We start from the raw sequence: 16,081 nt of genomic DNA, 5'->3' as shown, positions 1-16,081 counted from the left end.
CCGCACGCGGTCCCCGGCGGAGTGGAGGCTGGTGTCGCGGGCGTCCCCTCACGGCCCGGCTGAAGGCTTCAGCGCATGCGGGTCGCGCCCACCGCCACGCGGTCGGCGGCGCCCGGCGGCATGGCCGGGTGGCGGCCGAGGAGGATCACGCCGATGGTGATGGCGGCGAGACCGGCGGCCTCCCAGGCGAGGGCGCCGGGGGTGACGCGCAGGCGGTCGCCGAGGAAACCTATGCCGCAGGCGATTCCGGCCAGCGGCTGGGCGGCGGTCAGCGCGGGCAGCGACATCCGCAGCGAGGCGGTCTCGAAGGCGCTCTGGACGAGCAGCATGCCGGTGAGGCCGATGACGGCGATGGCGTACGGCTGCCAGTGCACGGCGAGGGCGGCCACACCCTCGTCACCGGCCAGTTGGCTACAGATCCGGGTGAGGGCGTCCTGGAGCCCGTAGAGCAGGCCCGCGGCCAGCGCGAGGAGCGTGGCCTCGGAGGACGGCGGCAGCCGCTTGGCCGCGCCGGTGAGCAGCAGCGCGAGCCCGGCGACGATGCCGAAGACCAGCCAGTGGCGCAGCGCCCCCGCCTCGGCCGCGCTGCCCTCCGGCTGGCCCGCGACGATGAAGGCGGTCACGCCGAGGGCGAGCAGGACGACGCCGCCCCAGCCGCTGAGGCCGAGGGACTGGCGTGGGGTGAGCCAGCGGGCGAGCGCCATAGCGAAGAGCAGATTGGTGGCGGTGAGCGGTTCGACCAGGGAGACCTCGCCGTAGACGAGGGCGACGGCTCCGAGCACCTGGCCGCAGACCATGAGGCCGACACCGAGCAGCCAGTCCGGCATCCGCACCAGGTGCAGCAGCAGCCGGAAGGACAGGAAGTCCGCGAGCGAGGCACGCGCGGCCGCACGCTGCTGCAACACGAAACCTAGGCCGAGGCAGCACGCGGCACTGACTCCCAGCAGGAACACGGCCACGCGGTCACTGTATAGGCACTGACCGCGGGATCGAGGGGTTCCGTGGGCTTCGCCACAGGTCCGCGTCGCCTTCGGGACAGCGACGCGGACAGCTCACCGACAGCTCACGAACAGCTCGCGGACAGCGGTCCCACGGGAGCCGGCCGGCCCGGCGGACAGCCGAGCGCCAGCCGGCCGACAGCCGGGCGACAGGGCGCCCCGCAGCCGCCGTACGGGTCACGGCCGCGCGTTCGGAACCGTTTCCGCGCTCTCCCACACGGTGAGGAACGCCAGCCGCAGGCACGCGGCGAGCGCCGGGTGCTCGATGTAGAGCGCGGTCGTCGCGCCGGTCCCGGCCACCGGGTCCGGCATGTCGCAGAGCACCAGCGACGCGTCGGCGACCACCAGCTTCAGCGGCAGCGCGGAGGTGAAACGGTGCTCCTCGCCCGCCGCGCCGAAGCGCCGTACGTTCTCCAGCACCTCCGTGTCGTCGAGCGAGTCGTGGGTGTAGATCGCCCGCACCGAGCCGCCCGAGCGGCGCAGCCGACGCACCACCTTGATGCCGGGGGTGTTCGCGGCCGGGGCGACGAAGGGCGGTTTGCAGAAGCTGAGCAGTTCGGTCTTGGCCTGGCCCTGGATGTCGGTGAACGCCTCGGCTATCGATTTGGGGTCGCGCAGGATCTCGACGTAGTCGATCGGCACGGTCTGCGTGCGGCCGTCGGCCCAGACCGGGACGAGGGCGGCGGTCAGCGCGGAGGAGACGCGGTCGAGGCGTTCGAGGGTCTCGCGCTGAAGGGCCATGAGGCGGGCGACGGCCAGTTCCGGCGCGACGGCCGAGAAGGTGGCGACCCGGCCGGGGTGCGCGGTCGCCAGCCGCCGCCGTACCAGCGTGTCGAGCACGTCGTACACCCGCTGCCGGGGTACGTCCGCCGCCCGCGCGACCTCCGCCGCCGTGTACGACTCGCGTCGCACGAGGGCGAGATAGACCCGCGCCTCGTACCGCGCGAGACCCAGCGCGACAAGGTCGTTGACCGGTTCTTCCTCCGTCTCCATGGCGCCACAAGGTATACGGCGGAGATCGACTTGCGGAAGCGAGCCGGGGTCGGATCCAGGCCGATCCGAGGGCAACTCTTTGCCATAGGCCGGTAGTTACTTGGGCCCTCGGTCACTACGTTCAGCATCGGTCACCACTCACGGTGGTGGCAGTCGGCAGTAGATGACATCCGGATCACCAGTGAACGTGCGCCACACGAAGTCCCAGGCGTCGCCGTCGCATGATCGGTTGTCATGACCTTGACATGAAGGTCAGCGGCGGACGCCCTCGGGAGCCGATCCCCCCATGGAGGGCAGTTCATTGAAGTCGTCACACCCCGGCCGGGCCAGACGGGCCGTCCGCCGCACGGCGGTCGCCGTACTGTCGGCGGCGGCTCTCGTCACCGGCGGTCTGCTGGCCACCGCGGCGCCGTCCGTCGCCAGCACCCCGGCGTCGGGCGCGGCAGCCACCTCCGCGTCGTCGAGCACGGCCGCGTCGTCGCACACCTCCGCGTCGTCGAGCACGTCCGCGAGCACGTCGTCCGGCGCGTCCGCGTCCGCGTCGTCGGCCGCTCCCACCCAGCGCCTGTGCGCCGTCCCCGCCAAGAAGGGCCAGATGGCCTGCATGGCGCTGACCCGTACCGACGTCGTCCACCACCTCGGCATCACCCCGAACGCCACCCCCTCCGGCTACGGCCCCACCGACCTCCAGAGCGCGTACGCGCTGCCGTCGTCCGCGGGCGCCGGAGCCACCGTCGCGATCGTGGACGCGCAGGACGACCCCAACGCCGCGGCCGACCTGAGCACGTACCGCGCGCAGTACGGGCTGCCGGCCTGCACCACGGCCAACGGCTGCTTCAAGAAGATCAACCAGAACGGCTCGACCACGTCGCTGCCGAGCGCCGACTCCGGCTGGGCCGGTGAGATCTCACTCGACCTGGACATGGTCAGCGCGGTCTGCCCCCAGTGCCACATCCTGCTGGTCGAGGCCACCTCGGCGAGCATGGACGACCTGGGCACCGCGGTGAACCAGGCGGTCACGCAGGGCGCGAAGTACGTCTCCAACAGCTACGGCGGCAGCGAGGACTCCTCCGACACCACCGCCGACTCGCAGTACTTCAACCACCCGGGCGTCGCCATCACCGTCAGCTCAGGCGACGAGGGCTACGGCGCGGAGTACCCGGCCGCGTCCAAGTACGTCACCGCCGTCGGCGGCACCGCGCTCAGCCGGGCCAGCGGCACCGCCCGCGGCTGGACCGAGTCCGTCTGGAACACCTCGAGCACCGAGGGCACCGGCTCCGGCTGCTCGGCCTACGACGCCAAGCCCACCTGGCAGACCGACACCGGCTGCGCCAAGCGCACCATCGCCGACGTCTCCGCCGTCGCCGACCCGGCCACCGGCCTGGCCGTCTACGACAGCTACCAGGCGTCCGGCTGGCAGGTCTACGGCGGCACGAGCGCCTCGTCGCCGATCATCGCCTCCGTCTACGCCCTGGCCGGCACCCCCGCGGCCGGGACCACCCCCGCCTCCTACCCGTACTCCCACACCGGCTCGCTGAACGACGTCACCAGCGGCTCCAACGGCTCGTGCGGCGGCTCCTACCTGTGCACCGCGAAGGCCGGATACGACGGGCCGACCGGGTTGGGCACGCCGAACGGCACGGCCGCCTTCACCAACGGCGGTTCGACCGGCGGCAACACGGTGACGGTCACCAACCCGGGCGCCAAGTCCACCGCGGTCAACACCGCGGCCTCGCTCCAGATCAGCGCCAGCGACTCGGCCTCGGGCCAGACCCTCACCTACAGCGCCTCCGGCCTGCCGACCGGTCTGTCGATCAACTCCTCCACCGGTCTGATCAGCGGCACCCCGACGGCGGCGGGCACGTACAACGTCACCGTCACCGCCACGGACACCACCAGCGCCTCCGGCAGCGCGTCCTTCACCTGGACGGTCACCGGGTCGGGCGGCGGCGGCTGCACCACCGCGCAGCTCCTGACCAACCCCGGCTTCGAGAGCGGCAACACCGGCTGGACGACGTCCTCCGGCGTCATCGACAACAGCACCGGCGCCCCCGCCCACAGCGGCTCGTACAAGGCGTGGCTGAACGGCTACGGGACCACCCACACCGACACGCTCGCCCAGTCGGTCACGATCCCCGCCTCCTGCACCAGCGCCACCTTCACCTTCTACCTCTACGTCAGCAGCCAGGAGACCAGCACCACCACGGCGTACGACAAGCTCACCGTCGCCGCGGGCAGCACCACGCTGGCCTCGTACTCCAACCTCAACAAGGGCACCGGCTACGTGCAGCGGTCGGTCAACCTGTCGTCCTACGCGGGACAGACGGTCACTCTGAAGTTCACCGGCACCGAGGACTCCAGCCTCGCGACGTCGTTCCTGATCGACGACGCGGCGGTCAACGTCGGCTAGCCCGTCGTCCGCCGGGGTCCTCCGGATCGGCGACACCCGGCGACGAGAGGGCTTCCCGCCCCGGCCCCACAGGGGCGGGAAGCCCTCCTCGCCGCATCGGTGAAGGCGGCACCGCGTTCGCCGTCGCCACGGACACGCTCTAGAGGTCGATGACGACCTTGCCCCGCACGTGCCTGCCGGCCTGGAGTTCGGCAGCGCGGCGGATCCGCTCGACCGGGAAGGTCTCCGCGATCGGCACCCGGAGCCGGCCCGCGGCGACCAGGCGGGCGATCTCCTCCAGAGCGCCGGGAGCCGCGTTCGCGCCGTTGGCCGCGGGCACTCCGTCGACCTGCGCGGCGATGGCGCAGATGCGACCGTCCGGGACGCCGAGTTCCCTGGCGGCGTGCACGGTCTCCACGCCGTGCAGGTCGACGGCGGCCGTGACGCCGCCGGGAGCGAGCGATCGGACCCGGTCGGCCAGGCCGTCGCCGTAGACGACCGGCTCCGCCCCGAGCTCGCGCAGATAGTCGGCCGACGCCGCCGATCCCGTCCCGATCACGCGCGCTCCCGCGATCCGGGCCAGTTGGACGGCGAAGACCCCGACCCCGCCCGCCGCGCCGCCGATCAGCACGGTGTCGCCCGGGCCCGGATCGATGACGGCGAGGGCGGCGGATGCCGTACGGCCGGCGATCGTGAGGGTGGCGGCGGTACGGTCGTCGACGCCGTCGGGCGTGTGGTGGGCCTCGTTCGCCGCCGTCCCCCCGGCCGGGTCGATCACCACGAAGTCGGCGACCGCGCGGGACAGGGCGCCCCCGAACACCCGGTCGCCGGGGGCGAACCCGCTCACCTCGGCACCGACCAGGTCGACCACTCCGGCGTAGTCGGTTCCGAACCCGGCCGGCAGGCTCAGGCCGAACCGGGCGGCGGTGTCCGCGTCGGCGGTCATGATCCAGTCCATCGGATTCAGTCCGGCCGCGGTGACCCGTACGCGGATCTGTCCCGGACCGGCCTGCGGGGCGGGAACCTCGTGGACCTCCAGGGCCTCGGGGCCGCCGAACGACTCGAGCCGGACCGCCCTGCTCCCGCCCGTGGGAGGCTGATCGCTCTGTGCCTTCATGTGCGTCTGTCTCCTTGGGACCGAGGGAACACACCGAAACGGACTATGCTCCGTTTACATGAATGACCGTAACATAAACGGAGCGCGTTCCGTTTCGACGGGCGCGGAGCCCCGCGCGCCACGGGCGGACGCGGCCCGCAACCGCGACCAGCTGCTCGCGGTGGCGACCCGCGTGTTCATGTCGGCCGACGCCGAGCCGTCGATGCGGGCGATCGCCCGCGAGGCCGGGGTCGGGATCGCCACGCTCTACCGGCACTTCCCGACCCGCGAGTCGCTGGTCGACGCGGTCTACCAGGATCAGGTCGTACGACTGACGACCGGTGCCCGCGAGCTGCTCGGTCAGCTGCCCCCGGCCGCGGCGATGCGGCGCTGGACGGACCTGTTCGGGGACTGGATCGCGACCAAGAACGGCATGCTCGACACGCTCCTCGCGATGATCGAGTCGGGCGAGATCACCCATGCGCGGACCCGGACCGAACTGCTGACGGCCATCACGACGATGCTCGACGCGGGCAGTGCGGCGGGCGACCTCCGCTCCGACGTCACCGCCGAGGACATCGCCGCCGCCCTCATCGGCATCTTCACCGTGGCCCCCCGGCCCGGGCGCGCGGCCAAGGCCGACCGCCTGCTGGACCTGCTGATGGACGGCCTGTCGCCCGCCGCCCGGCCGAGCCGCGCCGAAGACTGAGTCGGCGGCAGCCGTGTCGGCGTGCCGCGCCGAAGACCGACCGGGTCAACCGCGGCGGTGTGCCGCGCCGAAGGGATCGCGGGACCCGGGCCGGCCCCCACTGCCGACCCGGGGTCCCGCGATGGTGCCGATCACCGTACGTCGACGGTGATCTTCCACCCCGCGATGGCATGGCAGGACATGACACCGGGGGTGGCGCCGGGGCAGGCGCGCCGGAACCCGCTCAGTTCGGCGGTGCCCACCCGCGCGCCTCGGTAGACGCCGGGAGAGATCTCGGAGAGGGCGGCGCCCCGCTCGCCGGGCGGCCGGTCGCCGGGGGCGGTGGCGACCCGCAGGGTGCTGCCGACACTCAGGCAGACCTCGCGGCCTTCGGCCCCGCCGCCGGGCGTGACCGTGACGTCACCGCAGACCGGCCGGGTGCTGCTGTCGCTCGGATCGGGCGACCCGACACGTACGCCGCTCGCGCTTCCGCAACCGGCCACCAGCAGTACGGCGGCGGCAGCGGCCAATGTCCGAGCGCGCATCGTGTCCTCCTCCGGCGGCCGGTTCGGGGTCCGGTCATGGATGGGACGCAGCCGGACGCCACCGGGTTCCCTCCCGCCCGGAGGGTCCGGGGGCGCCGTCGGGAACGCGGCGCGGGCCGCCTCGGGAAATCGGGGCCAGGCGCGCTCGAAGGTTCGCTCAGCGCTCGGTGATGCGGCCGTCGGCGACCTCGACGCGGCGGGTCGTGTGCACGGCGTCCAGCATCCGCCGGTCGTGGGTGACCAGCAGCAGCGTGCCCTCGTACGCGGCCAGCGCCGCTTCGAGCTGTTCGATCGCGGGCAGGTCGAGGTGGTTGGTCGGCTCGTCGAGGACCAGGAGATTGACGCCGCGGGCCTGGAGCAGCGCCAGCGCGGCGCGGGTGCGCTCGCCGGGCGAGAGGGTCGCGGCGGGGCGCAGCACATGGGCGGCCTTGAGGCCGAATTTGGCGAGAAGCGTACGGATCTCGGCCGGATCCATGTCGGGCGCCGGGGCGCGGAAGGCGTCGAGGAGCGGTTCCTGCCCGCGGAAGAGGCCGCGGGCCTGGTCGACCTCGCCGACCAGGACGCCGGGGCCGAGCGCGCTGTGGCCCTCGTCCAGCGGGAGGCGGCCGAGCAGCGCCGCGAGCAGGGTGGACTTGCCCGAGCCGTTGGCGCCGGTGATGGCCACCCGGTCGGCCCAGTCGATCTGGAGGTCGACCGGCCCGAAGGCGAAGTCGCCGCGGCGCACGCGGGCGCCGCGCAGGGTGGCCACCACGGCGCCCGAGCGGGGCGCGGCGGCGATCTCCATCCGCAGTTCCCACTCCTTGCGCGGCTCCTCGACCACGTCCAGGCGCTCGATCATCCGGTCGGTCTGCCGGGCCTTGGCGGCCTGCTTCTCGCTGCCCTCGGCGCGCGCCTTGCGGGCGATCTTGTCGTGGTCGGGCGCCTTGCGCATGGCGTTCCTGACGCCCTTGTCCATCCAGCCGCGCTGCATGCGCGCCCGCGCTTCGAGTCCGGCCTTGGTGTCGGCGTACTCGTCGTACTCCTCGCGGGCGTGCCGCCGGGCCGTCTCGCGTTCCTCCAGATAGGCGGTGTAGCCGCCGCCGAAGGTGCTGACCTGCTGCTGGGCGAGGTCCAGCTCCACCACGCGGGTGACGGTGCGGGTGAGGAATTCGCGGTCGTGGCTGACCAGGACCGTACCGGCGCGCAGGCCGCCGACGAATTTCTCCAGCCGTTCCAGGCCGTCGAGGTCGAGGTCGTTGGTGGGCTCGTCCAGCAGGAAGACGTCGTAGCGGCTGAGCAGCAGCGAGGCGAGTCCCGCGCGGGCGGCCTGGCCGCCGGAGAGCGAGAACATCGGCTGGTCCAGGTCGACGCCGAGGCCGAGCGAGGCGGCGGCCTCCTCGGCCCGTTCGTCCAGGTCGGCGCCGCCGAGCGCCAGCCAGCGGTCGAGTCCGGTCGCGTACGCGTCGTCGGCGCCCGGAGCCTCGTCCACCAGCGCCTGGGTGGCGGCGTCCAGGGCCGCCTGGGCGGCGGTGACCCCGGTGCGGCGGCTCAGGAACTCCCGCACGCTCTCCCCGCCCGGCAGCCGCTCGGGCTCCTGCGGCAGATGCCCGACGGTGGCGGTGGCCGGGCTGAGCCGCAGCGTCCCGTCCTCGGGCGTGTCGAGCCCGGCGAGCAGCCGCAGCAGCGTGGACTTGCCCGCGCCGTTGGCGCCGACCAGACCGATGACGTCGCCGGGGGCGACGATCAGGTCCAGGCCGGAGAACAGGACACGGTCGCCGTGTCCGGCGGCGAGATTCTTGGCGACGAGAGTGGCACTCATAAGAGGGCGGAGTTTATCGGGTGCGACGGGAGGCGGGCGAAGGGCTTTCACGGCGGGCGGCGGAGGCTTGCCCTCCGGTCGGCGGAGGGCTTGCCTCCGGTCGGGCCAAGGGCTGTCGCCGGGTCTCGCCGTGCCGACGGGTCCGGCTCGACGCGAGGTGGGTGGCCGGTGCAGCCATATTGGCTGGTTGCCTTCTTACGCCGCCTTAACCTACGGTTGCGTAACTTACGTAGGCGTAGGTGCGAATCTCCGCTGCACCCGTAGGCCGTGCGTATGTGCCCGTGGATCCGTCCGCGGCGCCGTACGACCGACCGATCGCATGTCGCGTACGTACGTCCGTACGATCCGTACAGCCCGTGCGGGTCCCGTACACCCCCGTCCCATGTCCGTCCCCTCTCCCGTCCCCAGGAGCCCCCGTGACCTTGACCTCGCCCGACCGTGCCCAACCCGACGTCTGGAGCGACGCGACGCTGCTCTACGCGCTGGAGGAGGTCGTCGAGCGGGAGCTCAACCGGCACCTCGGCGTGGCCAAGGAGTGGATGCCCCACGAGTACGTGCCGTGGAGCGACGGCCGCAATTTCGACGGAATAATGGGGGGCGAAGCCTGGGCCCCCGAGCAGTCCAAGGTCACGGACGTCGGCCGGATCTCCCTCGTGGTCAATCTGCTCACCGAGGACAATCTGCCCAGCTACCACCACGAGATCGCGACACTCTTCGGCCGTGACGGCGCCTGGGGCACCTGGGTGCACCGCTGGACCGCCGAGGAGGGCCGGCACGCGATCGTCATGCGCGACTACCTGCTGACCAGCCGCGCCGTCGACCCGGTCGAGCTGGAACGGTTCCGCATGCAGCACATGTCGGAGGGCTTCGAGCACGACCACCGGCACAGCATGGTCCACTCCGTGGCGTACGTCGCCTTCCAGGAGCTGGCCACCCGCGTCTCGCACCGCAACACCGGACACCAGTCGGGTGACCCCGTGTGCGACCGGATGCTCGCCAGGATCGCCACCGACGAGAACCTGCACATGGTCTTCTACCGGAATCTCCTGGCCGCCGCCCTCGAGCTCGCCCCCGACCTCGCGATGCGGGCCATCCGTGACGTCGTCGTCGAATTCCGCATGCCGGGACACGGCATGCCCGGCTTCGAGCGGGCCGCCGCCCGCATGGCCATCGGCGGCATCTACAACCTCCGCATCCACCACGACGACGTCCTCCAGCCCGTTCTGCGCCACCTCAAGGTCCTCGAGATCTCCGGTCTGGGCCCCGAGGGCCTTCAGGCCCAGCAGGAGCTCGGCCTCTTCATGGGCGGCCTCAACGAACAGGCCACCCGCTTCGACGAGCGCCGCGAAGCCCTTCTCGCCCGCCGCGCCGCCCGCGCCTAATCCCCTTCGGGCCGCGCCCCTACGATGTCCACCTCCCGAAGGTGGGCGCTCTCGGGGGCGCGGCCCCGCGCGGCTGTCTCACCGAGGTCGGCACGCCCGGTCTTTTCAGGGGCGCGGGGAACGGCGCGACCAGCCACGACGGTGGCGCGGCCTCAGAACCGGCCCCAGCGGGGCAGTTGCTGTGGGTTCTCGGGCCGCAGGCCCGGCGGGGGCTCGCCGCGCAGTTCCTCGCGCCCCTGACGGGACCCGGCTCCCGAGAGCCGCGCGGGCCCTAGGCGGCACGCCCGATCTTTTCAGGGGCGCGGGGAACTGCGCGACCAGCCACGACGGTGGCGCGGCCTGAAAACCGGCCCCAGCGGGGCACTTCGGCTGTCGCAGGGACACCGACCCAGTGGGGGCGGGAAACAATCATGCACGCATGCTTGATTGTTGCGGGCCCCGCCTGCCACCCTCGTGGCCATGGCCGATCCGCAGTCCGTCCGTACCGTCCTGGCCGATCTGAGAGCGGAGAGCGACGCGCTCGACGACGTGGTGGCCGGGCTGGAGCCCGAGCAGTGGGCGAGGCCGACACCGGCCGAAGGCTGGACCGTTGCGCATCAGATCGCGCATCTGGCCTGGACGGACGCCCAGGCGCTGCTGGCGGTCAAGGACGCGGAGGCGTTCGCCCGCGAGGTCGGCGACGCGGCGGCGCGGCTGGACGCGTACGTGGAGGACGGCGCCCGGGAGGGCGCGATCCTGCCTCCGCCGGAGCTGCTGGAGAGGTGGCGGTCGGGCAGAGCCCGGCTCTGGGCGACCCTGACCGGCGAACCGCCGGGCAGCCGCTTCCCCTGGTACGGGCCGCCGATGAGCACGGCGTCGATGGCGACGGGCCGCCTGATGGAGACATGGGCCCACGGCGAGGACATCGCCGACGCGCTCGGCGTCGAGCGCCCACCGACCCACCGCCTGTGGCACGTCGCCCGAATCGCCTTCAGGGCACGGGACTTCGCCTTCGCGGTGCACGGCCGCACCCCGCCCGGCACGGAATTCCGCCTCGAACTGACGGCGCCCGACGGCGCCTTGTGGACCTTCGGCCCGGACGACGCCGAGCAGCGCGTTACCGGCCCCGCACTGGACTTCTGCCTGCTGGCGGTGCGGCGCAGGCACCGCGACGACGTGGCGGTACGGGCCCAAGGCCCGGACGCGGACGCGTGGTTGTCGATCGTGCAGGCATTCGCGGGCCCGCCGGGCAAGGGACGGCCGCCGCGCGGCGGCGCGGAGGGGAGCACGTCATGACGCAGGTCGACACACGCGGAGCGGACTTCGCCGAGCGGCGGGCCGCGATGCTGGAACGGCTGGCCGAGGTCGAGGCGGGGCACGCCGCCGCGCTGGCCGGTGGCGGCGAGAAGTACCAGGAGCGGCACCGGAATCGCGGCAAGCTGCTGGCGCGGGAGCGGATCGAGCTGCTGCTCGACCCGGACACACCGTTCCTCGAACTGTCCCCGCTGGCCGGCTGGGGCAGCGACTTCGCGGTGGGCGCCTCCCTCGTGACCGGCATCGGCGTGGTCGAGGGCGTGGAGTGCCTGATCACGGCCAACGACCCGACGGTGCGCGGCGGCGCCAGCAACCCGTGGACGCTGAAGAAGGCGCTGCGGGCGAACGAGATCGCCTTCGCCAACCGCCTGCCGGTGATCAGCCTGGTGGAGTCGGGCGGCGCGGACCTGCCCAGCCAGAAGGAGATCTTCATCCCCGGCGGCGCCCTCTTCCGCGACCTGACGCGGCTGTCGGCGGCCGGAATCCCCACGGTGGCCGTGGTGTTCGGCAATTCGACGGCGGGCGGCGCGTACATCCCCGGCATGTCCGACCACGTCATCATGGTCAAGGAGCGGTCCAAGGTCTTCCTCGGCGGGCCGCCCCTGGTGAAGATGGCGACCGGCGAGGAGAGCGACGACGAATCGCTCGGCGGCGCCGACATGCACGCCCGGCGCTCCGGCCTGGCCGACTACTTCGCACTGGACGAGCCGGACGCGCTGCGTACCGCCCGGCGCGTCGTCGCCCGCCTCAACTGGCGTAAATCCGGGCCCGATCCGCGTCCCGACCCGCTGCCCCCCGCGTACGACGAGGAGGAGCTGCTGGGCATCGTGCCCGGCGATCTGCGCACCCCCTTCGACCCCCGCGAGGTCATCGCGCGGATCACGGACGCCTCGGCCTTCGACGAGTTCAAGCCGCTCTACGGGCCGAGCCTGGCCACCGGCTGGGCGGAGGTGCACGGCTATCCGGTCGGAATCCTCGCCAACGCGCAGGGCGTGCTGTTCAGCGAGGAGTCGCAGAAGGCGGCGCAGTTCATCCAACTCGCCAACCAGCGCGACATTCCGCTGCTCTTCCTGCACAACACCACCGGCTACATGGTGGGCCGCGAGTACGAGCAGGGCGGCATCATCAAGCACGGCGCGATGATGATCAACGCGGTCGCCAACTCGCGCGTCCCGCACATCTCGGTGCTGATCGGGGCGAGTTACGGCGCCGGGCACTACGGCATGTGCGGCCGGGCCTTCGATCCGCGGTTCCTCTTCGCCTGGCCGAGCGCCAAGTCCGCGGTGATGGGTCCCGCGCAGCTCGCCGGGGTGCTGTCCATCGTGGCCCGGCAGTCGGCGGCGGCGAAGGGCCGTCCCTACGACGAGGAGGGCGACGCCGCGCTGCGGGCGATGGTGGAGCAGCAGATCGAGGCCGAGTCGCTGCCGATGTTCCTGTCGGGACGGCTCTACGACGACGGCGTGATCGACCCGCGCGACACCCGTACGGTGCTCGGCCTGTGCCTTTCCGCCGTCCATGGCGCGCCGATCGAGGGCGCCAGGGGCGGCTTCGGCGTCTTCCGGATGTGAGGGGTCCCTTTCCGATGACCGATTCGAGCAGCGCTTCGCCGAGCGGAGACTTTACCCCTGACGGGCAGTCACCTCCGGCGCGCCACAAGGACATCGACTCCGTGCTGGTGGCCAACCGGGGCGAGATCGCGCGCCGTGTCTTCCGGACCTGCCGCACGCTCGGCATCGCCACGGTGGCGGTGTACGCGGACGCCGACGCGGACGCGGCACACGTCGCGGAGGCCGACGCGGCGGTACGGCTGCCGGGGAACGCGCCCGCCGACACGTATCTGCGGGCCGATCTGCTGATCGCGGCGGCGCTCGCGGCGGGCGCGGACGCCGTGCATCCCGGCTATGGATTCCTGTCGGAGAACGCGGAGTTCGCCCGTGCGGTGGAGGCGGCGGGGCTGGTGTGGATCGGTCCGCCGCCGGACGCGGTCGAGGCGATGGGGTCCAAGACGCGGGCCAAGGAGTTGATGGCCGCGGCGGGCGTACCGCTGTTCTCCGCGCTCGATCCGGCGCGGGTCACGGCCGCGGACCTGCCGCTGCTGGTGAAGGCGTCCGCGGGCGGCGGCGGTCGCGGCATGCGGGTCGTACGCGAACTGGACGCGCTGGAGCGCGAGTTGGCCGCCGCGAGGTCGGAGGCCGCAGCCGCCTTCGGTGACGGCGAGGTGTTCGTCGAGCCGTATGCGGAGGGCGCCAGGCACGTCGAGGTGCAGGTGCTGGCCGACGCGCACGGCACGGTGTGGGTGCTGGGCGAGCGCGACTGTTCGCTCCAGCGGCGGCACCAGAAGGTGATCGAGGAGACCCCGGCCCCGGGTCTGGGCGACGAGGTGCGCCGTACGCTGCACGAGTCCGCCGCCCGCGCGGCGCGCTCGATCGGCTACACGGGCGCGGGCACCGTGGAGTTCCTGGTCGCGCGGGACGGGCGTCCGTACTTCCTGGAGATGAACACCCGTCTCCAGGTGGAGCATCCGGTCACCGAGTGCGTCACCGGGCTCGACCTCGTGGCGCTCCAGATCCGTGTCGCCGAGGGGGCCGCGCTGCCGCCCTCGCCCCCGCGGCCGCACGGCCACGCGGTGGAGGCCAGGCTCTACGCGGAGGACCCGGCCCGCGGCTGGCAGCCGCAGCCGGGCGCGCTGCATCTGTTCGAACTGCCGGGCGTGGACGCCGAATTCGCCGTGACGCCGGGGCTCGACGCGGGGTTGCGGCTGGACGCGGGGGTGAGCGGCGGCGAGACGATCGGCGTCCACTACGACCCGATGCTCGCCAAGGTGATCGCCTGGGCGCCGACCCGCGCCGAGGCCGTACGCCGTCTCGCGTACGCGTTGGAGCGGGCCCGGCTGCACGGCCCCGTCACCAACCGCGACCTGCTCGTACGGGTGCTGCGGCACCCGGACTTCGCCGCCGCGCGGCTGGACACCGGCTTCCTGGAGCGCCGCCTGGACGCGCTCATCGGGGCGTCGGGGGCGACCACGGACGCGCCGGGGCCGGCCGACGGGGACGGCGGCCCCGTGCGGTTCGCGGCGCTGGCCGCCGCGCTCGCCGACGCGGCCGGGCGTACGTCGGCGCGCGGGCCGGTGCCGGTCCGGCTCGGCGGGTGGCGGAACGTTCCGTCGCAGCCGCAGGTGAAACGCTTCCGCAGCGAGCCGGACGGCCGGGAGTACGAGGTCGGTTACCGGCTCGGCCGCGCCGGTCTGGAGGCGACCGGCGCCGACGGTATCCGGCTGGTGTCGGCGTCGGCCCGGCGTGTCGTCCTCGACATCGACGGTGTGCGGCGGGTGTTCGACGTCGCCGCTTACGCCGAACGGGTGTTCGTCGATTCCCCGTTCGTGTCATGCGCTTTGACCGCTCTGCCCCGCTTCACCGCCCCGGAGGATCTGACGCCGCGGGGTTCGCTGCTTGCGCCGATGCCCGGCACGGTCATCCGGATAGGTGAATTCTCACCGGGCGACCGGGTCGAAAAAGGCCGCCCGCTGCTCTGGCTCGAAGCGATGAAGATGGAACACGTGATCGCCGCTCCCGCCACCGGGACACTCACGGAGCTCACCGCCGAGGTCGGCCGACAGGTCGACGTCGGCGCCGTACTCGCCGTCGTCAAGGAGGAAACCACGCCATGAGCACCGTTCAGGGAACCTTCGACAGCGCCTTGCTGGAAAGCGACGAGCGGCGCGCCCTGCGCAAGGCCGTCGGGGACCTCGCCCGCCGCTACGGTCGCGAATATTTCTCGGCCACCGTACGTGCGGGCAAGCACACCGACGAGTTGTGGCAGGAGGCGGGCGGCCTCGGATACCTCGGGGTCAACCTGCCTGAGGAGTACGGCGGCGGGGGCGGCGGTCTGGCGGAACTGTCCATCGTGCTGGAGGAGTTGGGGGCGGCTGGCTGCCCGCTGCTGCTGCTCGTCGTCTCCCCCGCGATCTGCGGCACGGTCATCGCCCGCTTCGGCACCGACGAGCAGAAGCGGCGCTGGCTGCCGGGGATCGCCGACGGCTCGCTGCGGATGGCCTTCGGCATCACCGAACCGGACGCCGGGTCCAACTCGCACCGCATCACCACCACCGCGCGGCGCGACCCCGACACCGGCGGGTGGCGGCTGACCGGCCGCAAGGTCTTCATATCCGGTGTCGACATCGCCGACGCCACACTGATCGTCGGCCGCACCGAGGACGCCCGCACCGGCAAGCTCAAGCCCTGCCTGTTCATCGTGGACCGGGAGACACCGGGCTTCGAATTCCGGCAGATCGAGATGGAGTTGGCCGCACCCGAGAAGCAGTTCCAGCTCTTCCTCGACGATGTCGCACTACCTGCGGAAGCGCTCGTCGGCGACGAGGACGCCGGCCTGCTCCAGCTCTTCGCGGGGCTCAACCCGGAGCGGATCATGACCGCCGCCTTCTCCATCGGGATGGGCCGCTACGCCCTGGACAAGGCGGTCGAGTACGCCAAGTCCCGGCAGGTGTGGCAGGCTCCCATCGGCTCCCACCAGGCGATAGCGCACCCGCTCGCCCAGGCCCACATCGAGCTGGAACTGGCCCGGTTGATGATGCAGAAGGCCGCCTACCTCTACGACGCGGGCGACGACATGGGCGCGGGCGAGGCCGCGAACATGGCGAAGTACGCGGCTGCCGAAGCCGGCGCCAAGGCCGTCGACCAGGCCGTGCACACCCTCGGCGGCAACGGCCTCACCGCCGAGTACGGTCTCGCCTCGCTGCTGACCGCGTCCCGTGTCGGCCGGATAGCCCCGGTCAGCCGGGAGATGATCCTCAACTTCGTCTCGCACCACACACTGGGACTGCCGAAGTCCTACTGACGACACACCGCCGAGGAGGCGCCCGTGACCACCGCACCACTACGC

13 protein-coding genes are annotated in these 16,081 nt (G+C 72.5%); 7 read left to right on the top strand and 6 right to left on the bottom strand.

The genetic code is table 11. From position 1 onward, the window contains the following. Nucleotides 1-68: 68 nt before the first annotated feature. The 3 genes from ABZX65_RS16600 to ABZX65_RS16590 all read right to left on the bottom strand — a co-directional run bounded on the left by ABZX65_RS16600 (nt 69) and on the right by ABZX65_RS16590 (nt 2,597). The gene (locus ABZX65_RS16600) at nt 69-959 is read right to left on the bottom strand and encodes a DMT family transporter (RefSeq protein ID WP_355339433.1); all 891 of its coding nucleotides are present in this window, start codon (nt 957-959) and stop codon (nt 69-71) included. 216 nt (nt 960-1,175) lie between these two features. Continuing rightward, nucleotides 1,176-1,991 (bottom strand): helix-turn-helix domain-containing protein, encoded by an 816-nt coding sequence (locus tag ABZX65_RS16595; protein WP_355339430.1) that lies wholly within the window; start codon nt 1,989-1,991, stop codon nt 1,176-1,178. 252 nt (nt 1,992-2,243) lie between these two features. After that, on the bottom strand, nt 2,244-2,597 hold the full coding sequence (locus ABZX65_RS16590; protein WP_355339428.1) for a hypothetical protein: 354 nt from the start codon (nt 2,595-2,597) through the stop codon (nt 2,244-2,246). Here ABZX65_RS16590 and ABZX65_RS16585 point away from each other — a divergent pair. Further along, nucleotides 2,587-4,401 carry a putative Ig domain-containing protein gene (locus ABZX65_RS16585; protein WP_355339425.1) on the top strand — a complete coding sequence of 605 codons (1,815 nt, stop codon included), beginning with the start codon at nt 2,587-2,589 and terminating at the stop codon, nt 4,399-4,401. The two genes, ABZX65_RS16590 and ABZX65_RS16585, sit on opposite strands and share 11 nt — an antisense overlap. Nucleotides 4,402-4,540: 139 nt before the next feature. On the opposite strand, the gene ABZX65_RS16580 is transcribed toward ABZX65_RS16585, so the two are convergent. Then, nucleotides 4,541-5,497, bottom strand: coding sequence for an NADP-dependent oxidoreductase (locus tag ABZX65_RS16580; protein WP_355339422.1), 957 nt, complete (start codon nt 5,495-5,497; stop codon nt 4,541-4,543). A gap of 58 nt (nt 5,498-5,555) precedes the next feature. Here ABZX65_RS16580 and ABZX65_RS16575 point away from each other — a divergent pair, with 58 nt between their 5' ends. Next, nucleotides 5,556-6,185 (top strand): TetR/AcrR family transcriptional regulator, encoded by a 630-nt coding sequence (locus ABZX65_RS16575; protein ID WP_355339419.1) that lies wholly within the window; start codon nt 5,556-5,558, stop codon nt 6,183-6,185. 131 nt (nt 6,186-6,316) lie between these two features. On the opposite strand, the gene ABZX65_RS16570 is transcribed toward ABZX65_RS16575, so the two are convergent. Next, nucleotides 6,317-6,709, bottom strand: coding sequence for a hypothetical protein (locus ABZX65_RS16570; RefSeq protein ID WP_355339416.1), 393 nt, complete (start codon nt 6,707-6,709; stop codon nt 6,317-6,319). A gap of 157 nt (nt 6,710-6,866) precedes the next feature. Beyond that, on the bottom strand, nt 6,867-8,507 hold the full coding sequence (locus tag ABZX65_RS16565) for an ABC-F family ATP-binding cassette domain-containing protein (protein ID WP_355339413.1): 1,641 nt from the start codon (nt 8,505-8,507) through the stop codon (nt 6,867-6,869). A gap of 416 nt (nt 8,508-8,923) precedes the next feature. Between ABZX65_RS16565 and ABZX65_RS16560 the strand changes: the two genes are divergently transcribed. The 5 genes from ABZX65_RS16560 (at nt 8,924) to ABZX65_RS16540 (ending at nt 16,036) form a co-directional block, all read left to right on the top strand. Beyond that, nucleotides 8,924-9,889 (top strand): acyl-ACP desaturase, encoded by a 966-nt coding sequence (locus ABZX65_RS16560; protein WP_355339410.1) that lies wholly within the window; start codon nt 8,924-8,926, stop codon nt 9,887-9,889. A 459-nt stretch (nt 9,890-10,348) separates the two neighbouring features. Then, nucleotides 10,349-11,164, top strand: coding sequence for a TIGR03084 family metal-binding protein (locus ABZX65_RS16555; protein ID WP_355339407.1), 816 nt, complete (start codon nt 10,349-10,351; stop codon nt 11,162-11,164). Beyond that, the gene (locus tag ABZX65_RS16550; protein WP_355339404.1) at nt 11,161-12,750 is read left to right on the top strand and encodes a carboxyl transferase domain-containing protein; all 1,590 of its coding nucleotides are present in this window, start codon (nt 11,161-11,163) and stop codon (nt 12,748-12,750) included. Before ABZX65_RS16555 ends, ABZX65_RS16550 begins: the two co-directional genes overlap by 4 nt. A gap of 101 nt (nt 12,751-12,851) precedes the next feature. After that, on the top strand, nt 12,852-14,849 hold the full coding sequence (locus ABZX65_RS16545) for a biotin carboxylase N-terminal domain-containing protein (RefSeq protein WP_355339401.1): 1,998 nt from the start codon (nt 12,852-12,854) through the stop codon (nt 14,847-14,849). Then, nucleotides 14,846-16,036, top strand: coding sequence for an acyl-CoA dehydrogenase family protein (locus ABZX65_RS16540; RefSeq protein WP_355339398.1), 1,191 nt, complete (start codon nt 14,846-14,848; stop codon nt 16,034-16,036). Before ABZX65_RS16545 ends, ABZX65_RS16540 begins: the two co-directional genes overlap by 4 nt. Nucleotides 16,037-16,081: the final 45 nt, after the last annotated feature.

This window comes from Streptomyces sp. NPDC003300 (genome assembly GCF_040610915.1).
Lineage (GTDB): Bacteria > Actinomycetota > Actinomycetes > Streptomycetales > Streptomycetaceae > Actinacidiphila.
The sequence above is the reverse complement of the archived record's forward strand: the minus strand, read 5'-3'. Positions and strand labels throughout refer to the sequence as shown.

Excerpts from the sequence above, each read along its gene's own strand:
- ABZX65_RS16595 (WP_355339430.1), bottom strand. The coding sequence starts at position 1,991 with ATGGAGACGGAGGAAGAACCGGTCAACGACCTTGTCGCGCTGGGTCTC.
- ABZX65_RS16585 (WP_355339425.1), top strand. The coding sequence starts at position 2,587 with ATGGCCTGCATGGCGCTGACCCGTACCGACGTCGTCCACCACCTCGGC.
- ABZX65_RS16590 (WP_355339428.1), bottom strand. The coding sequence starts at position 2,597 with ATGCAGGCCATCTGGCCCTTCTTGGCGGGGACGGCGCACAGGCGCTGG.
- ABZX65_RS16580 (WP_355339422.1), bottom strand. The coding sequence starts at position 5,497 with ATGAAGGCACAGAGCGATCAGCCTCCCACGGGCGGGAGCAGGGCGGTC.
- ABZX65_RS16575 (WP_355339419.1), top strand. The coding sequence starts at position 5,556 with ATGAATGACCGTAACATAAACGGAGCGCGTTCCGTTTCGACGGGCGCG.
- ABZX65_RS16570 (WP_355339416.1), bottom strand. The coding sequence starts at position 6,709 with ATGCGCGCTCGGACATTGGCCGCTGCCGCCGCCGTACTGCTGGTGGCC.
- ABZX65_RS16565 (WP_355339413.1), bottom strand. The coding sequence starts at position 8,507 with ATGAGTGCCACTCTCGTCGCCAAGAATCTCGCCGCCGGACACGGCGAC.
- ABZX65_RS16555 (WP_355339407.1), top strand. The coding sequence starts at position 10,349 with ATGGCCGATCCGCAGTCCGTCCGTACCGTCCTGGCCGATCTGAGAGCG.
- ABZX65_RS16550 (WP_355339404.1), top strand. The coding sequence starts at position 11,161 with ATGACGCAGGTCGACACACGCGGAGCGGACTTCGCCGAGCGGCGGGCC.
- ABZX65_RS16540 (WP_355339398.1), top strand. The coding sequence starts at position 14,846 with ATGAGCACCGTTCAGGGAACCTTCGACAGCGCCTTGCTGGAAAGCGAC.